14 protein-coding genes and 2 pseudogenes are annotated in these 17,009 nt (G+C 59.7%); 6 read left to right on the top strand and 10 right to left on the bottom strand.

The features are described 5' to 3' along the window. The first annotated feature begins 113 nt into the window (after positions 1-113). A complete protein-coding gene (gene fabG, locus AB7245_RS38735) occupies positions 114-794 on the top strand; it encodes a 3-oxoacyl-ACP reductase FabG (protein ID WP_085398751.1) in 681 nt (226 codons plus the stop codon). A gap of 923 nt (positions 795-1,717) precedes the next feature. Next, the gene (locus AB7245_RS38730) at positions 1,718-3,049 is read left to right on the top strand and encodes a tyrosine-type recombinase/integrase (protein ID WP_259216370.1); all 1,332 of its coding nucleotides are present in this window, start codon (positions 1,718-1,720) and stop codon (positions 3,047-3,049) included. 620 nt (positions 3,050-3,669) lie between these two features. Here AB7245_RS38730 and AB7245_RS38725 read toward each other — a convergent pair. Further along, positions 3,670-3,960: a hypothetical protein gene (locus tag AB7245_RS38725; protein ID WP_439035569.1), complete on the bottom strand. Its 291-nt coding sequence runs from the start codon at positions 3,958-3,960 to the stop codon at positions 3,670-3,672. A 500-nt stretch (positions 3,961-4,460) separates the two neighbouring features. Between AB7245_RS38725 and AB7245_RS38720 the strand changes: the two genes are divergently transcribed. Further along, entirely contained in the window at positions 4,461-5,777 is a 1,317-nt protein-coding gene (locus AB7245_RS38720) for a DUF5623 domain-containing protein (protein WP_439035568.1), read from the top strand. A gap of 182 nt (positions 5,778-5,959) precedes the next feature. On the opposite strand, the gene AB7245_RS38715 is transcribed toward AB7245_RS38720, so the two are convergent. Then, positions 5,960-6,256 (bottom strand): hypothetical protein, encoded by a 297-nt coding sequence (locus AB7245_RS38715; RefSeq protein ID WP_439035567.1) that lies wholly within the window; start codon positions 6,254-6,256, stop codon positions 5,960-5,962. Positions 6,257-6,304: 48 nt separating this feature from the next. After that, positions 6,305-6,853, bottom strand: a complete 549-nt coding sequence (locus tag AB7245_RS38710; RefSeq protein ID WP_439035566.1) for a 3'-5' exonuclease — start codon at positions 6,851-6,853, stop codon at positions 6,305-6,307. A 291-nt stretch (positions 6,854-7,144) separates the two neighbouring features. Between AB7245_RS38710 and AB7245_RS38705 the strand changes: the two genes are divergently transcribed. Then, a complete protein-coding gene (locus AB7245_RS38705) occupies positions 7,145-7,327 on the top strand; it encodes a hypothetical protein (RefSeq protein WP_439035565.1) in 183 nt (60 codons plus the stop codon). A 150-nt stretch (positions 7,328-7,477) separates the two neighbouring features. Further along, complete coding sequence (locus AB7245_RS38700) at positions 7,478-8,521, top strand: IS110 family transposase (protein WP_007594558.1); 1,044 nt, start codon at positions 7,478-7,480, stop codon at positions 8,519-8,521. A 741-nt stretch (positions 8,522-9,262) separates the two neighbouring features. Here AB7245_RS38700 and AB7245_RS38695 read toward each other — a convergent pair. From AB7245_RS38695 to AB7245_RS38665, 7 genes and pseudogenes are all read right to left on the bottom strand, one after another. Further along, positions 9,263-10,351 carry a hypothetical protein gene (locus tag AB7245_RS38695; RefSeq protein WP_439035564.1) on the bottom strand — a complete coding sequence of 363 codons (1,089 nt, stop codon included), beginning with the start codon at positions 10,349-10,351 and terminating at the stop codon, positions 9,263-9,265. 100 nt (positions 10,352-10,451) lie between these two features. Then, entirely contained in the window at positions 10,452-11,939 is a 1,488-nt protein-coding gene (locus tag AB7245_RS38690) for an amidohydrolase family protein (protein ID WP_439035563.1), read from the bottom strand. A gap of 223 nt (positions 11,940-12,162) precedes the next feature. Then, the gene (locus tag AB7245_RS38685) at positions 12,163-12,840 is read right to left on the bottom strand and encodes an SOS response-associated peptidase (protein WP_439035562.1); all 678 of its coding nucleotides are present in this window, start codon (positions 12,838-12,840) and stop codon (positions 12,163-12,165) included. Positions 12,841-13,134: 294 nt separating this feature from the next. Beyond that, positions 13,135-14,163 (bottom strand): IS110 family transposase, encoded by a 1,029-nt coding sequence (locus AB7245_RS38680; RefSeq protein WP_439035561.1) that lies wholly within the window; start codon positions 14,161-14,163, stop codon positions 13,135-13,137. Between the two features lie 82 nt (positions 14,164-14,245). Beyond that, complete coding sequence (locus tag AB7245_RS38675; protein WP_439035560.1) at positions 14,246-14,695, bottom strand: hypothetical protein; 450 nt, start codon at positions 14,693-14,695, stop codon at positions 14,246-14,248. 79 nt (positions 14,696-14,774) lie between these two features. Next, on the bottom strand, positions 14,775-15,224 hold the full coding sequence (locus AB7245_RS38670; RefSeq protein ID WP_439035560.1) for a hypothetical protein: 450 nt from the start codon (positions 15,222-15,224) through the stop codon (positions 14,775-14,777). A 46-nt stretch (positions 15,225-15,270) separates the two neighbouring features. Then, positions 15,271-15,665 (bottom strand): annotated as a pseudogene (locus tag AB7245_RS38665) (hypothetical protein). 144 nt (positions 15,666-15,809) lie between these two features. On the opposite strand from AB7245_RS38665, the pseudogene AB7245_RS38660 reads away from it, so the two are divergent. Then, positions 15,810-16,740 (top strand): annotated as a pseudogene (locus tag AB7245_RS38660) (Ku protein). The last annotated feature ends 269 nt before the right edge of the window (positions 16,741-17,009 follow it).

Raw genomic sequence — 17,009 nt, 5'->3', positions numbered from 1 at the left:
ATTTTATCCCGGTATCGTCGCGGTCGATCTCAGCCAGGGCGGCGCACATTTTGAAGCTCTGCTGACCATAGTGATTGCGGCGTCGATTCATTCTCATTCGCACGGAGACCGCCATGAAGGGTAACGTCTTTATCATCACCGGCGCGCTGGGCGCGCTTGGCAAGGTGGTCACCGAGGAAGCCCTTTCGCGCGGCGCGCGAGTCGCCGGTATCGATCATGCTGAGTCGCAGTTCGCCGCAACAGCCCAGCGGATCGAATTCGGCCGCATCGACCTGACCGATGCGGCACAGGCGAAAGAGGCGATCGATGCCGCCGCCGCGCATTTTGGCGCGATCGACGCGCTAATCAATATTGCTGGCGGATTTGCCTTCGAGACCATTGCCGACGGCGATCCCAAGGTTTGGCAGCGCATGCATGCTCTCAATGTCGAGACCGCGCTGAATGCTTCGCGCGCAGCGATCCCGCATCTTCTCAACTCGCGGGCGGCCCGCATCGTCAATATCGGTGCGACGGGCGCACTGCAGGCCGGCCCCGGCATGGGTCCTTATGCGGCGTCGAAGGCCGGCGTGCATAAGCTGACGGAGTCACTAGCTGCCGAGTTGAAAGGCAAGATCACCGTCAATGCGGTGCTGCCCTCGATCATCGATACCGCGGCAAACCGCGCCAGCATGCCGAAGGCCGATTCTTCCAAATGGGTCGCGCCAAAGGAACTCGCCGATGTCATCCTCTTCCTGGCGAGTGACGCCGCCAGCGCCGTTACCGGCGCGCTGCTGCCGGTCAACGGACGGGTCTGAAGCGCGGTTGCGCCGCTACCAGCTTCCGAAGCACAGTTCAGCTACCGGATGCCCCTGCGCCGATATCGATGTACGTCCCAGTCGCCTGTCCCGCAAAGACCACCGAAAGATGATAGTCCTCGAGGTTCTGTGAATAGGATAGCTCCAACCCAGCTTATTGCGATGACCGAGGTCGGCATGTCCGCTTTGGGTCAAAAGCCGACCTCGGGTGAATGACCGCTTTTGGCAAAGCGGACGTTCGCACGCCTCGCAAGGGAGCTTTCAGCGACTCTTGAAATCTAGGATCAATGGTGGGCGCACATGGGATCGAACCATGGACCTCTCGCGTGTCAAGGCGGGCTAGTCGCTCGGTGGTGCGGGCCTCTCCTTGGATGATGCCATCATGCCGGTGTTTTGCCCGACGCGTCAATCGAAATTCGGAAAATGCGCAACCCATTGATCCGACTGATGCCGGCTACTGTGCATGGGGTTGTTTTCGACATTTTTGATCAGACGGCCCCGACAGCCGTCAGGCCTGGGTGATCGTTCGCAACCGGCAGAGGGTTCAGGAAGATGGATGGTGGGCGCACAAGGGATCGAACCTTGGACCTCTCCCGTGTGAACCACAATCCGTAGACCCGAGCCAACCAAATCCGGCCATAGTTAGTATGTAAAAATGCCTTTGATTGACGAGGGTTATGGCCCTATTTGCCCATAAGAGCCCATAGCTGACCTTGCTACATTTTGTATGCCCCCGTTGTGCCCGCCGGGGATTTTCCCCGGGGCACTAAAACGGGGGGAGGTCTGAGACCCGGTTCTGTTTGGGTCTGTGGGTTCTCCCTGCGCGGGCACACGGCAAGGGGAAGGTCTGAGCCCCGGTTCTGTTCGAGGGCTGACCGCCCTTCTTGCGGGGCGCGCGGGGGCACAGAGAGAGGGAAGGAATCATGACGGAGCCGGCCAACCAGCTGACACTCACCGATGCAGTGATCCGCGACGCAACGCTGCCGTCGGGTAAGGCGCAGCATTATCTCCACGACGACAAGCTGCCCGGCCTCGCCTTGCGCATGCGCGCCACCGGTGGCCGGACCTGGGTCTATCTCTTCACCAAGCCGGGGGTGAGGGGAACCCAGCGCAAGACCCTCGGCGCGTGGCCCAAATATAATGAGAAGGCAGCGCGCAAGGCCGCCACCATTGCCGCAGGCGAGGTCGTCAAGGGCTTAGACCCTAACGATGCGAAGCGCGAGGCGAGGCGGCAACAGGCAGCCGAGAAGCAGTGCACCACGCTCGCGAGCCTCATTGTTGAAGATGGTCCCTACCAGGCGTCTTTGACCGAACGCCAAGTCGTCAACTGGAAGCCAGCAATGTCGGCGCTGCGGCGCGGGCTCAAGGATCACGCCGAGAGCGGCGTGGGGGACCTGACGCGACGGCAGATCATGGCTGCGGTCGAGAAGATTGCAAAGACTGGCAAGCGAGGTGCAGCCAAGGACTTGCGCAAGCACGTGCATACTTTTCTCGAATGGTGCGTCGGCGAAGGTTACGTCGAGCACAACGTGCTCGCCGGCTATCGCGCGCCGAAAGAAACCCGTGCGCAGAGAGTCGGGCGCCGAGCAAAGGGCCGCGCACTGACCGATGAAGAAATCATCAAGGTCTGGGATGCATCCGGCAAGCTCGGGGCTTTCGGTTTCCTGGCACGCATGTGCCTGCTCGGCGGCCCGCGCCGCAGCGAGCCTACCATGATCGAGTGGCGTAAGCACATCATGGACGACCGGATCACCTTCGATGCGGCGTGGACCAAAATGGGGTTGCACCACGATGTGCCGCGCACTCACTTGGTTGACGAGGTGCTCACGGCCGCGAAACATTTCCAGCGCGCGACGTCCGACTATGTCTTCCCGTCACCGAAGACCGGTGGGCAGATGTCGGGCTTCACCAAGATGGTCAACCGCCTGGTCAAGGAAGCGGGCGTTGCCAAGTTCACTATGCATGACCTAAGGCGCAGTTTGCGCACCATCATGTCGCGCTGTGGCTACGACAACGAAATCCAGCGGTTGTGTGTTGGGCAGAAGCCAAGCGGAATCGATCAAGTCTACAATCACGACGAACAGTGGATCATCCGCAAGATGGCGTTCGAGGCGGCTCACGACTACATTGCAGAGCTGGTTGGCGCGAAACGCATCGGGAAGATCGTGCGCCTGCAGCGGACGAATCCGCTTGACCCGATCAAGGCCGAGCTGCTCGGCCGTCTCCGTGAGCATTATGCGGCCGAGGCGTCCTAGTCGTCTTATCGCACTTGGCCAGATAGTCCCGCACCGCATCGACACGATAAAGGGGCCGGCCATCGACGTAGCGCCATTTCAGCGGGTGGTTCGGATCGCGCCGCCACTGCTCTAGGGCGCCGGGGGTGCGCCGGATGACCGCGGCTGCCTCCAATGCCGTCAAATTAGAGCTGCCCGGCAGTGTATCGATATCGAACGTCGCGGGCGGCGGGATGCCACGGTTCTTGCGACGGCGCTTCGTGGCAAGCGGCATTTTGCTGTCATCTGGAGACCCAAATGCCTCGATCCGAGCCTTTTCGTCCTTGCCGCGCATGCCTCTGCCCCGAACCATGATCGGTCTGAGGCGATAAGATCCCAGCCATCTCCAGCAAGAAAGAAATCCTAAGCGCGGCTATGGCTGCTGGGTAGCTGTGGCGTACAAATAGGACGAATCGCCCCCTTGCCGAGAGGTTGTAGCGGCTTGGGGTCCGGGGGCTGATCGGCATCCTAATGGGCCCCCATCTGGGGTCAATGTTAGCCGACAATGATTGGTTTAGTTATCGAAAGCGCTAAACCTGCAATCGGACCGATATGAGCGGGAGGATATCTAGCTCAGCCAAAGCTTTGTCCATGTCCATGTTTCACCCGGGGGCACCAGTTGCCTGGGCAGAGCTTTCCGCGTTTTTGAGATACTCATTCATGAACTCGATTGAAGTCTCCATTCGCCAGTCCAGGTAAGGCTCGAAGTTGGAGACCAACTCCTGGATTTCGTCATCGGACATGCCCATCGCGCCAAGCAGGCAAATCTCAAGGAACAGGTGCGCTTTTTCTTTCAGGACGACTGCGTCTCGCGACCACAGGAAGTCTTTTGTAAGCGTCTTCTTCCCTCCATAGTGCGTGAGGAAGTTTCGAACGTCTTTCAGCAGACCCATGTCATCGCCGCCGCGACGAAATAACGGTGTGAGACTTTTCGGGTAGAGAGAGAACAAGGCTACACAAGCCCAGGGGAGGTCGAGAAATAGGCGTTCTTGGTCGAATCCCCGGGGCCAATGAGACAATTCATGCCGGGGGACGGTGCCCAGTTCAACTTTTTGATGCCGCGGAAATTTTCTACTTCCAAGTAGACGATACGCATTCATTCTCCCCAGGCCGAGCCGCACAACCTGTGCCCTCAGTTTAAGACTGCCACGATCTCGGGTCCCTCCAGGAGAGGTAATACAGTAGCGCAACCTGAGGTCATGCCAGATCCTGGGTGCATCCTTTCGCGAAGGTCTCGGTCGTGGTATATTTCGAGTCGGCTCCCGGCAGGAGCCTGCCGCCCGTCGTAGCGAAGCCGTTGAGGCACTGTCCAGATCAATCGTTCCCGCCATGTCATGCCGGGCTCGAGAGGTGGTTGACGGGCGACGCTTCGCTAAGGGCCGGGAGACCTGACGTGTCGAACGATCACATTCGTCCGTCCTCTATTGAGGGCATCAAGCAGCTCGCCAAGCGATTGAAGAAGTCCGACGGCATTAAGCATGCTGTCGCCTTGGACAAGGCATCAAAGGCGGCCGGCTTCGAAAATTACAAGCACGCACTGCGTAAGCTTGGAGACAGCCTCGCAGCCCCCAGGCCGTCGGCCGAACTGTACATCTCCGTTCTTTGGCGGGATCGTACGACCAAGGTTACGGGCTGCGAGATCCTGAAAATGCCGCTGGGCAGACCTCTGGACGCGCTTGTTGAGCCGGCGCAATACAAAGCATCGCGGGGGCTGGGTACGATGCGCCGAGAAGGTCCTGATCATCTCGCAGACACATATACCGCGTCGTCGCAGGAGGCGGCGCGGGAGGCTGCGTGCGAGGCCGCCAGGACTGTTCAGTTTATTGAAGCGGCCCAATTGGTCCCGTCAAAGGCGAAACGATCTTTCCCCCGAGGACAAGTCCAGCATCGGATGCCGGGCTCCGATCACGATGCAGCGTGGTTCGACCCCGCAGCGAAGACCTTCATCCGCACCAATGAGCCTTATGCCCAGAGCATCACTCGCGAGCAGAAGGAATGGGCTGACCGACACGGTTGGGTGGTCGCGACTTCGCCCTGGAAGGGAATGTATCGCCCTGACGGCGGGACATCGCTCTCTCTCTTGGCCGATATGTCCAAGGGGTATCTGCTGGAGCCGATAATGTCGCGATTGGCGGACGCACCGGCTCCCATCGTGGCGTCGGCCTGGGATGGCGAGTCGAGGCCGATCGTGCCAGCCTTCGTCAGCCCGGGGCAGGCGGCGGTGATCGAGGCCAAGGCGCGCGAGGTCAAAACAGCTGGCGAGCGGCGCGGCTCCAACAACCCGGTCCCATATAGCATGTTTCTTTCGGGAGCGCAGCGCCGGTCGAAGACGCGCATGCCGATTGAGGGGCACAAACTGGTCGGGCGACTGCTGAAGTCGATCCTGATTGGGACGAGAGCACGCGCAGGAGTTCACCGACGCGTCGACGCGATCCGCTGCGAGCTCGATAACTGGGTCCAGTGTGAATATAAGCGCGACGAGCTTTCGGATGACGTGTTTTTCGATCTCTACTATCACGAACTTCCCGAGGGAGACGCACTCGCCGTGGTACCCACAAGCTGGGATCGGCACATTGTGAATCTTGACGAGGTTAAGGCTACACTCGTCCGGTACTATCCTGATTGCCCGCCGCTGCGCCAATTGCTGAAGAAGGCCGATCTGGCGATCGCATCTCTTCGCACTTGGAATGTCGCCCCAATGCCTACATGAAGTGTAGAAGGGACATCAATCGAAATCGGGATCCCGACGTTTGGTGAGCGTCTCTGACCGAACAATCGCTCTCGGATGAATAGGCACAACGCAGGCGTTTGATCCGGCGTTGTGCCTACAATCCCCTCAATACCTGTTGCCGATCGCGCAGAGATTTCGGCATCGAGCAGCACCGCGCCCCACTAGACCCTGACGGAAAACCGATTGAATGCAGTCAGGCTCTGAATGCGCGGTTCAAGCTCCCGCTGATAGATCGTCTTTTGCAAGAACTCGATTTCCTCGTTTTGATCGCCGTCATCGACATCGATGTACCATGACTTTGGCCGTCCATCGGGGCCGTCACTCCAGCGATATCCGCGTCGCTTAAGTTCATCCTTCAGCTCGAACGGCGAATGCTCGGCCCAGATCCTAATGGTTTTGCGCCGCGCGCGTTCCAGTAGCACGGAAAGAACAGTCCGATTGTGATGGGGGAGCTGCAAGGCTAGGATCTCGAGGAGCGCGAGGCAGTCATCGACGGCGCGATGAGCCTAATGAAACAGGCCCGCCTTCATCAGCAGATAGGGCAGTCGTGAACCTTCGAAACCATGATTGCGCCATTCAATCTCGCTAACCGAGCACGCCCACGCTCGATATTCAAACGACGGACAGTAACGCTCGATGAACTTGCGATCGAAAGCGGCATTGTGGGCAATGATGACAACAGCATCCGCCGCGAAGGCGGCAACGCGATCCGGGTCAAGGCTGTGGCCATCGATCATCTCGTCGGTAATCCCCGTGAGAGCCGTAACCTCCGCGGGGATGGGCGCCGACGGCTGGTTGAAGCAGCTGAAGGTATCGAGAACTCGGGTAGTCCGGCCGTCCGGCAGGTAGGCGAACTTGACCATTCCGAGCTCGATGATCTGATCGCGGGCCGGATTCAGGCCGGTTGTTTCGACATCCAGCAGGAGAGCTGTCTTGACTGCTTCACCGTTGCTCGTAGCGAATTCTGATCGCGGAATGAGCCGGCGCAAGACGCGATAGTCCGGCGATTGCTCGAGCACAGCCGCCATTTCGGACAGGGTCAGGGGATCGGTCATGTTCATGGCCACTAGATGAAACCGCGCTCCGTGCGCGCCTGAGTGCACTCTATCGGATGCGATCGTGCGAGGCATTGGAGCCTGTGGATAGCTCTTCGCCCGGTGCACGTCTCGCAGCTAACGATTCAACGGAAATAAGCCGATGCAAATGCACATCCTTGATGGGCTCCGCGGCGAGGATCGATCCACAACGTGCGATGACCGATCGTCACTGCTGCGTAGGTGGCTCTAGCGTGGTCTGGGCGACTCACGCTACCCATCATTCCCAATTACCTCACCAATGGGAATGAAATGGTTGCAGCCACGCGTGAACTGCGGGCTTCTGGTTATGGGCTTGAAGTGGACGGCCGACTCAAAGCCGAATTTGCGACCAGAGACGGCGCCAGAGCAGGTGGAGAAGAACTCAAGAGGCGTTTTCCCATGCTTCAGATCAGAATTTATGATGCGCAGACGCATGCGCGCGAGGAAATCTAGATCCGCTGGGTTTAATCTAGGCGGAGTTGCTCCGTTTGCGCGCGTGCGGCTGCTGCCGCAGCGGGCTCTCGTGTTGGGGTGGACGGCCCCCTTCCGCCGGTCTGCGTGGCAGGATGGGGTCGTCGATGACCTCAAACGAAGGAGCCGCCCGTGGAAACGATTGTTCGTATCGGTTTGGACACGTCAAAGAGCGTATTTCAGTTGCATGGCGTTGACGGGATGGAGCAGCCGGTCTTGCGACGCAAGTTGAGACGCGGCCAGGTTCTGGCGTTCTTCGGCCGTCTGCCGCCTACGCTTGTCGCGATGGAGGCTTGCGGAGCGTCGCACTATTGGGCGAGGGAGCTGCGTTCGCTGGGGCATGAGGTGGCGATGATCCCGCCGCAATATGTCAAACCGTACGTGCAACGTGGGAAATCCGATGCGGCGGACGCCGAGGCGATTTGCGAAGCCGCGAGTCGACCGAAATTGCAGAAGAACTTCGTGCCAATCAAAAGTCCCGAGCAGCAGGGCGCACAGATGCTGACTCGTGTACGCAACCAGTTCATTGGCAGGCGCACCCAGCTCGCCAATTCGATCCGCGGCTACGCCGCAGAGTTCGGCTTTACCGCGCCCAAGGGGCTTTCAAGGCTTCCGCAATTGCTGATCGATATTAGGGCTGATGCGACAGTCCCGGACTTGGCGATGGAGTTGATAGAGGCGTTGGCTGCAGAAATGGCGCGCGTCGATGATCAAATCGTTACGCTCGACAAGAAGCTCATGCAACTCCATCGGAGCAGCGAGATGAGCCGAAGACTTGCGACCATTCCAGGAATTGGTCCGATCGGCGCGACGCTGCTGTCAATCAAGGTCGTGGATGCGCGCGGATTCAAGTCGGCAAGAAACTTTGCCGCGTGGCTTGGCCTGACGCCAAAGAATCACTCGACGGCCGGCAAGAATCGGCTCGGGGTCATCACCCGCGCCGGCGACGGCATGTTGCGAACCGTTTTGGTAGCTGGCGCGACGGCAGTGATCGCGGATATGCGACGACGCGGGAGTCGCCCTTGGTCCTGGCTGAAAGACATGATCGCTCGCAAGCCGCCAAAGCTGGTGGCGATAGCGTTAGCAAACAAGCTGGCGCGGATTGCTTGGAAACTGATGGTCAGCGGCGAACGGTACCGGCCTGCGAGCGCCGTACCGATGCCAACGCCGACATAGACTTGAACGACAAAAAGAGCTTGGCGTCAGACGGGCAGATCTGACGCTGGGGCCGGAACTTGCAGGAAAGGAAGAGGTGGTACGTTCGGCGCGAGCCGGTCATGTGAGACACTCCGCTCGGTTTACCGGCAGCAAATGCCGCTCTCGTGTTTGGAGCTCACTGTCCGCGAAGCCCATCTTGGCCAGTGGTCGCAAGACCCGATAATAGGCCGGACATATGAGCGCAAGCGATCCGAGCATGCTGCCCGAGCCAATCCTTGCAAGTCGGGGGCCGTCCACATATGAACCGAGCCGCTTCGCGTCTCGGCCATCCGGCTTCGATTCCTCGCGCAAGGACTGAGGAGCTCGTCGCCCGGGCACCCGGGAAAGGTGCCCGCCTGCGGCGACCGCTATCGCTGCCCGTTCTTGGGTGCCGCTATTGAACCGGTCTCGTCGCTGCAATCGGACCGCTGCTCCTTCGGGTCGCTAATGCTTCATGCTCTCCGAGTGCCTCTTTTGATTCTTCCACTCTGCCGCTTTGTCTACATCTCGGCCGAATTCCCCAGCATTCCCACGAAACTTCTGAGGGCACTGCCGCGCGCGCGAGGGCAAAGCGCCGGCCGACGCCCGCGCGACGGGGCGGCTCCCTTCCCTCAAGTGAGGGTGGGGCGGCGCTTCCGCATGGACCCAAGGCAGCAAATCTCTAGTCTACCGTGGAAGGTGACACGCGATGCACGCAACACGTTCAGTGGGAGCGAAGTCTTACTGGTTGCCCATGACGGTGAACTGGACATCGTTCAGATAATTGCCATTTCCGCGTTGCGACCCACCCAGAACATAGAGAAAATTGTTGTATTGCACTGTGGCCTGGCCCCAGCGGGGCACAGCGAATTGATGTGTGTCGAACACAAACCGCCCGGTTTCACTGTCTGGCGCGAGGGGGGCAAATTGCACGTTGTTAAAGTAGTTGCCCTGTCCGGCATTACCGCCGAGCACAACGAGCGACGGCCTCCCAGCCGCTAACGTGACAGTCATTGTATGACCGTACAGCGGCATGTTCAGTCTGGCTGCATTGGTGTGCCAAGCGTCAGGACAGCCGTCATCCCTGATTGGAGCATATTGGACATCGCTAAAAACGTCTTCAATTAGCAGGTCACCCCATCCTCCAACGACATAAAGTACGCCTTTGTTCACAGCTACGCCTGGAGCTGAACGGCCACCTTTGAGATGAAATGGACATAGTTTCCACTGGCCGAGCGAGCCATCGGAATTGATCTCTGCGGTCTCGATCGTATCGAAATGAACGGTATCCTTGCCAACCTCGCCGACGCCGGCGATCGCCGCGAGATAGCTCGTGCCCGACGTCGTGGCGAATATCTGCAACGCGAGATTAGAACGAGGTATAGCGAGCTGGTTGGGACTGGTAGTCCACGACCCAAGCATACCGTCGGGCATCACGCGGGCGTACTGAGCGTCGGCACGCGTCCCCTTATTCGAAAAGCCGCCTACGACGTAGATGAACCCCTTGTGGACAGCTACGCCCATTCCCGAGCGCGGCTCGACGAAGGGGGTTGTCTTCGCCCATGCTCCTTGAGAGATCGCACCGTCGTTCCCTAAAAGTGCAGTTTGAACATCGTTGTACAGGGTGAAGTTGCTCCCCGAAGCATACAGGCCTCCTAGGATATAGATCCTGTTGTTGAAAAGAGCCGCGGCATGCGAGGTCCTAGGACCCTCGAACGGTGTCGTCGCCTTCCAGGTGGAAAACGTGAGTTGGTCGCCACGAGCGGCGGCCAGCGTCGCAAGCAGCGACATCACAACAATGGCGCAATATATATGCACGGCATTTCGCATGAGATTGCCTCCGACAGATCAGTTGAGCGCTTGCTTGTAAGCACCGTTGTAAGAACCAACCGATGCTGCAATGACTTCGAGTGAAGACCCCATGACGTGATCAGTCGCACTCAATGTCAGGCAGGCTCGAGCTTCCTTTCGCAAGAGCTGCATTTAGCGCCTTCTTGATTTCTGCCACGCTCCAGCCGCGTACGCCTGCTTCGCTTTGGCCGAGATAGATAGCCTTCGTTGCACCGCAGACGGTCACTTGATCAACCGCCGTTCCAGTCGGTAGCAGCTGGGTCAGCAGTGCAGGATCGCCGTAGATTGGCTGGCCGCCAACCACGACCAATGCAATGTCGGCAGGAGTGGCCTTAACAACAGGGTCGAGGGCAGTTGCCTTTGTCGGATCGACTGTGACGTTGACGACGACGAAATCCGCGAACTTGCTCGGAGCAAGGCTACCGACATAGTCTGAGATGCGCGCCATCTTCGCCGGCGTTGATGTGGCCATCTTGATAAGGTCGTCGGACTTCACGCCGTAGTGCCGCGCGGCGTAGCCCATCTCTTGGAGCATCCCAGCGCTGCCAGACGGGCTCCAATCCGGAGCAATTGCCATGTCGATGTCCGCTAGATGAGCGGCTGCGAGGTTAACCGTCGAGCCGTATAGTTCATCGTTGCTGCGTGGAGACCACACTAAGCCAACCTTGCTTTCCTTCATGCCCTTGAAATCTAGATCGCGCAGCGCCGTGCCATGTATGAGGATCAGGCCTTCTCGCTCGATGGCGGACTCGATGCCGGTCTTCAAGTCCTTCTGCCGCAGGATTTCCTTGCTCAGCATGGTGTATTCGCGATGAGCCGCGGAATCAGTCGGTGCGCCTTCTGAAAGGTGGACGACCATCCCGCGCAGTGTCCCGGCTTTGAGTTCGCACAGAAGGAAGTCCATCCGGCCATGCGTCAATTCCAGCGGGAAGACGTCATTCTCCATGACATCAAGCACCGTACGGTCGATCGTCGCATCGGTCGGGCAAACGGAGTCTTTCGGGTCAGGGTTCGGATTGTTGAACGGTATGCCCGAAGCCGTATCCAGGTTACGGGGTAGGCCGGCCACGCATTTCGCGTTGTCTGGATGTTTGACGTCCGCAAGCAATCCACCAAGGACGGACGTCGCGCCGCCCGCAAGGGCCTTGATTTCTGCATAGATCTCGGTTTCGCAGGCTGCGTCAGCAAGCACTATGTTGTGTGGGGCCACCAAGGCCCGGTCGTATTCTGCGGTATCCTGCCATTCATATCTGTTGTTGAACTTCCTCGCTGGGATCCACCGTGGCAAGACGTTCCATGTCAGATGGTCGTGCAGATCGATGAAGCCTGGGAGGATTATGCCGGGGACTTTGACGGCCGAGGAAGAAGACGGGATCGACGCACGCGGACCCACAGCGGCGATCATTTGCTTTGAGATGGCAATTGCGCCATCGGAGATGATGCCGTTGGGGCTAAGCACCATTCCGCTGATCGTCCAATCGTCGGCGGCGTTGGCTGTCGTGAGTGTTGAAAAGACCAATGCGGCCAGGGTAGTGCTGCACCCAGCGATTCTAAAAAGAGTTCTCATGCGCGACATGCCCTGAATTGATGTGATCGAAAATACGGCTCTGAAAGGTTTCCCAACTTAACTCGGGGTTGCGAGAAGATACAAGGGCAACGGTGGCTTGCGCCGAGAGGTGACGCCCCTGCACACTGCACCGACCGGTTGGCACCATTCGCAAGCGCGACTTGCGGGGCGGGCGCGCTCATGAACCGAGCCGCGCGGCCACCCTGTACCATGTCGGCCGCCGTCACGTCACGGATCCCGCCGGATCTTCTTTGACACCTCGAGCGACGATCCGAAGCGATCCATCCGGAAGCGGTCGCTGCAGCTTCAGGGCATCATCACTACCCGCGGTCATCCAGGTCTCGACCTCGTCCGGCGTCGTCAGGATGACGGGCATCGCCTTCGGATGGATGGCGCCGACCTCGGCGTTCGCCTCCGTCGTGAGGAACGCGAAGAGGTCGTTGGTCGTCTCACCTTCCTTGACCTTCGGGACAGACGTCCAGTTGGTCCAGATACCGGCGAAGCAGGCGAGGGGGCGAGTCTCATCGAGTGCAAACCAAATATCGCCGCCCTCGGCCTTGTTGAATTCACTGAACGAGTTGAACGGCATTAAGCAGCGATTTTCGACGCCGAGCCAGCGCGCCCAGTGTTTGCTCTTCACATTGCGGATGTTGGTCGTGCCGCCATCCGGCTCCATTCTGAGCAGCTCCTTGAAATCGACGGTCTTGCCCTTGGCCTGCAGCTTCTCGGCTCGTTTCTTGGTGGCGTCCATCAGCGCTTTTGACGACGACGGCATTCCCCAGCGCGCCGTGGCGAGTTCGCGGCCCTCGGCTCCGTTGCGCACGATCGGTGCCTTGTAATCGGGAAAAACCCCTGGCATCGGCGCCAGATTGCCGACGTATCGGTTCACGACGCGGAACAACGCGCTGATTGCGGCTTGGTTGGTCGTGATGATGTGGACGGCCCCCACTTGTCAGGATTGTAGCAGACTTTTGGCCAGATCGCTTGCTATCAGATGTCCGGCCTGTTTGCGCGGACAAAGCCCGCTGGCCGAGATGGTGTTCGCTACGCACGCTCCAAGCACATGGGCGACATTCTTAGTGCCAGTGTAATCTTCGGAAGCTCGCGCGTATCGACCGATCGGTCCTTCCATCTACTGCGTCCTGCAAGTTCGTGGGCAATCCGCCGAGCAACCTGCTCGCGGGCCGATTTCAGATCAAGTCGGCATGGCGGCTACCGGCTGCTTGTACACGCCACCCGATATCATCAAGCGCCAAGCGATGCGGGCAAACTTGTTTGCCAAGGCCACCGCGACCAACTTTGGCGGCTTTCGCCCCAGCAGCGAAGCGAGCCATTGTGTGGGCTTATGACGGCCCTTTCGGATATGCCTCAGCAGTGCGGTTGCACCGACGATCAACGTCGATCGCAGTATAGAATCTCCGGCCTTTGTAATGCCGCCGAGCCTTTGCCGGCCGCCAGTTGAATGATCCTTGGGTGTCAGCCCGAGCCACGCCGCAAAGTCGCGACCCGATCTGAACGTCTCGGGCGGCGGCGCTTTCATGCTGAGCATCGACGCCCCAATCGGACCGACGCCTGGAATTGTCGCAATACGCCTGCTGATGTCATCCTCGCGATGCCACTTCATCAGCTTGGCCTCGATCTTCGCCAGGCGAGCTTGGACCGCGGCATACTCGTCAGCCTGAAGGCGGAAGAGATCCCGCGCCATTTCCGGCAGGCTTTCGTCTTCGAGCACACGTTTGATGAGTGCCGCGACGTTCTGCTGGCCGGCGGGCCCGACGATACCAAACTCAGCCGCATAGCTCCTGAAAGCATTGGAGAGCTGCGACTTCACGCTGACCAGGCGTTCCCGCACAGTCATCAACATGCAAGCCGCTTGCCGTTCCTTCGACTTCACCGGTACGAACCGCATGCTGGGCCGGGTAACCGCCTCGCACAGTGCCTCGGCGTCGGCCGCGTCGTTCTTGCCGCGCTTCACGTAAGCCTTCACGTATTGAGGAGGGATCAGCTTTACCTCGTGTCCGAAAGATTGGAGCAGGCGCCCCCAATGGTGCGAGCTGCCGCAAGACTCTATGGCGACGAGAACCGGCGGAAGCCGCTCGAAGTAGCGGATCATCTCAGCTCGCCGAAATTGGCGCCGGACAACCACTACCTCATTTTCATCAACACCGTGAAGCTGGAACACCGACTTCGAGGTATCCATGCCGATACGAACGGGAATATTCATTAGACTTTCCTCTCATCTTTCTGTGACGCCGAGAGCGCCATCAAACCGTGGGGATGAGAGGCCGTCCACACCAGCACATCGGTCAGGCTTCGGTCCGAGGGTGGCGCGGGTCCCAGGCTAATTGTAGCAGAGTCGCGGAGGGACGCCGGCCCGCCTTTGCGCATTTGCGGCAGCGCAGCCGGCTGGCGAGATCGTGCACGAATGTGGTCGGCGGATGCTTCATCGCCGCGAGGTCAACGTCGCTCGGCGTCTTGCAGCGTGCGCACTGGATCTCCAGCCAAGGGAAGCCTCCATTCACCGCTTGGTCGATGGTAGGCGACGGATCTATTGGTTCGCCGTCTGACCACATCCGCTCGTTCCAGCTTTCGCAAAGCAGCTTGTCGGCCTGCTGGATAAGCGCTTCTCCTTTCGCCCGCGTCTCCGCCGACCGGGTAGCCAGGATGTTGGCCATTGCCCGCGCCTTGCCGAGCTCTTTCGCCAGAGCCTTGCGGTCGCCGCCCGACAGCGGCGTAGGGTGATACTTCGAGGCCATCCGGACATCCAGGCGCAAGAGATCGGATCGGCGATATGGAAGCGGGCTAAGGCGTCTCGAACGCCGGCCAGCACATCGGTCAGGCTTCGGTCCGAGGGTGGCGCGGGTCCCAGGCTAATTGTAGCAGAGTCGCGGAGGGACGCCGGCCCGCCTTTGCGCATTTGCGGCAGCGCAGCCGGCTGGCGAGATCGTGCACGAATGTGGTCGGCGGATGCTTCATCGCCGCGAGGTCAACGTCGCTCGGCGTCTTGCAGCGTGCGCACTGGATCTCCAGCCAAGGGAAGCCTCCATTCACCGCTTGGTCGATGGTAGGCGACGGATCTATTGGTTCGCCGTCTGACCACATCCGCTCGTTCCAGCTTTCGCAAAGCAGCTTGTCGGCCTGCTGGATAAGCGCTTCTCCTTTCGCCCGCGTCTCCGCCGACCGGGTAGCCAGGATGTTGGCCATTGCCCGCGCCTTGCCGAGCTCTTTCGCCAGAGCCTTGCGGTCGCCGCCCGACAGCGGCGTAGGGTGATACTTCGAGGCCATCCGGACATCCAGGCGCAAGAGATCGGATCGGCGATATGGAAGCGGGCTAAGGCGTCTCGAACGCCGGCCAGCACCCGTCTTCTTCGTGTCTTCCGGTGCGCTGCTGGCAGGTGTTGTCGATCAGTCGCTGCGCGACGTCCTTCCAGACCGCGTTGCCGCCATACAATCGGACGGCATCGGCGGTCTGGATTTCCACGGTTCGCTCGCAGCGGCGGCAGGAGATGCGCAGGATGTGGCGTTGAATTTCCGAAAGACGTCGCTGCCGCATCTGGGCCCCGGCAGCCACGGCGCGCGGGTCTTTGAGGATCGATTCCCAGTAATGGCGGGGAGTGGCGCATCTGGAGCCGTAGCGGGGAGAGCTGGCCTGCGGGCGGCTTGAGCGGCCAGCTTTTCCATCTGCTTTGGCGTCGGCATGCGCCAGCTCGCGGGTCGATCGGTCATTTTCGAATTAGAACATAAAGAGAACAAAAGTCGAGTCCGCTCCGGCCCGCGTCGAGAAAAATCGTCGTGGGGGGAAGGGGCGCGGTGGCGGAACCAAGCTGGGTGGATCGTCTTGATTCCGGCATCAGTATCGGAGTTCCCCCAATGGCCCCCCGCGCTAACTGGAAAGGCTTCCTGCGTCTTTCCCTCGTCACCTGTCCGGTCGCGCTCTATCCGGCCACATCGGAATCCGAAAAAGTCTCCTTCAACCAGCTCAACCGAAAGACCGGCCACCGGATCAAATACGCCAAGGTCGACGCCGATACCGGCGAGGAGGTCGACAACGAGGATATCGTCAACGGCTACAAGGTCGACATCGACACCTTCATCGAAGTGACGAAGGAGGAGCTCGAGAACAACGTCGCGCTGGAATCGACGCGAACCATCGAGATCGACGAGTTCGTCGACCGCAGCGAGATCGATCCGCGATATCTCATCCGTCCTTATTATCTGCGCCCTGACGGCAAAGTTGGGCACGATGCCTTCGCGGTCATTCGCGAAACGATCCGCGAGATGAACAAGGTCGCGATCGGTCGGGTGGTGCTGACCAATCGCGAACACATCATCGCGCTCGAGCCGCTCGACAAAGGGCTGATGGAACGCTGCTGCGTTATCCCAACGAAGTCCGTTCCGCGGATGAGTATTTCGACGACATCCAGGACGTCAAAGTCACCAAGGACATGCTCGATCTCGCCAGGCAAATCGTCAACCAGAAGGCGGGACATTTCGAGGCGGACAAGTTCGAAGACCAGTACGAAACCGCTCTCATCGAGCTCATCAACCAGAAGCGCGCCGGCAAACCCATCACCGCGAAGCGCGACCCCGCGGCGAGAACGTGGTCGATCTGATGGAAGCACTGCGCAAGAGCATCGGACGAGAGGGGGCCGCGGCAGAGGCATCCAAGAAATCAGGAAAAAAGCCGCGCAAGGCGGCCGCCGGGCAGAAGGAAATGCTGATGCCGATCGCAGGCAAAAAGCCGGCGAAAGAGGCCGCGGCGAAGAAGCCGGCGGCCAAGCCGCAGCGGAAGTCGGCTTAGGTATCTCGTGAGGCATTCGGTGACGCCGGACGGCCACTGTTTTGTTGTTCGCGGCAGGCTCTGGCGGAGGGCAAATCACACTCTCGAGATGTCACGCGAGATCATTTCGTCGACAGGCTAATGGTGGCCCGGCGGGCGGTGCGCGATGCCAGGAAGGGCGACAGACGGCGAAGCCGAAGCAACGGGGCATAGGGCCGTGGACGAGGTTAAGCGGGCGCTCGGCTAGCGCGGCTAGCATGCCATCGCCATTTCTCCGTCGCCGGCATGAC

Source organism: Bradyrhizobium sp. 604_D8_N2_3, assembly GCF_051810765.1.
Classification (GTDB): domain Bacteria; phylum Pseudomonadota; class Alphaproteobacteria; order Rhizobiales; family Xanthobacteraceae; genus Bradyrhizobium; species Bradyrhizobium barranii.
Note: the sequence above shows the minus strand (reverse complement) of the source record. Positions and strands in the feature narration are given on the sequence as shown.

Coding starts and splice junctions, on each gene's coding strand:
- AB7245_RS38695 (WP_439035564.1), bottom strand. CDS start 10,351: ATGCGAAATGCCGTGCATATATATTGCGCCATTGTTGTGATGTCGCTG.
- fabG (WP_085398751.1), top strand. CDS start 114: ATGAAGGGTAACGTCTTTATCATCACCGGCGCGCTGGGCGCGCTTGGC.
- AB7245_RS38710 (WP_439035566.1), bottom strand. CDS start 6,853: ATGACCGATCCCCTGACCCTGTCCGAAATGGCGGCTGTGCTCGAGCAA.
- AB7245_RS38725 (WP_439035569.1), bottom strand. CDS start 3,960: ATGGGTCTGCTGAAAGACGTTCGAAACTTCCTCACGCACTATGGAGGG.
- AB7245_RS38670 (WP_439035560.1), bottom strand. CDS start 15,224: ATGGCCTCGAAGTATCACCCTACGCCGCTGTCGGGCGGCGACCGCAAG.
- AB7245_RS38690 (WP_439035563.1), bottom strand. CDS start 11,939: ATGAGAACTCTTTTTAGAATCGCTGGGTGCAGCACTACCCTGGCCGCA.
- AB7245_RS38675 (WP_439035560.1), bottom strand. CDS start 14,695: ATGGCCTCGAAGTATCACCCTACGCCGCTGTCGGGCGGCGACCGCAAG.
- AB7245_RS38705 (WP_439035565.1), top strand. CDS start 7,145: ATGGTTGCAGCCACGCGTGAACTGCGGGCTTCTGGTTATGGGCTTGAA.
- AB7245_RS38730 (WP_259216370.1), top strand. CDS start 1,718: ATGACGGAGCCGGCCAACCAGCTGACACTCACCGATGCAGTGATCCGC.
- AB7245_RS38680 (WP_439035561.1), bottom strand. CDS start 14,163: ATGAATATTCCCGTTCGTATCGGCATGGATACCTCGAAGTCGGTGTTC.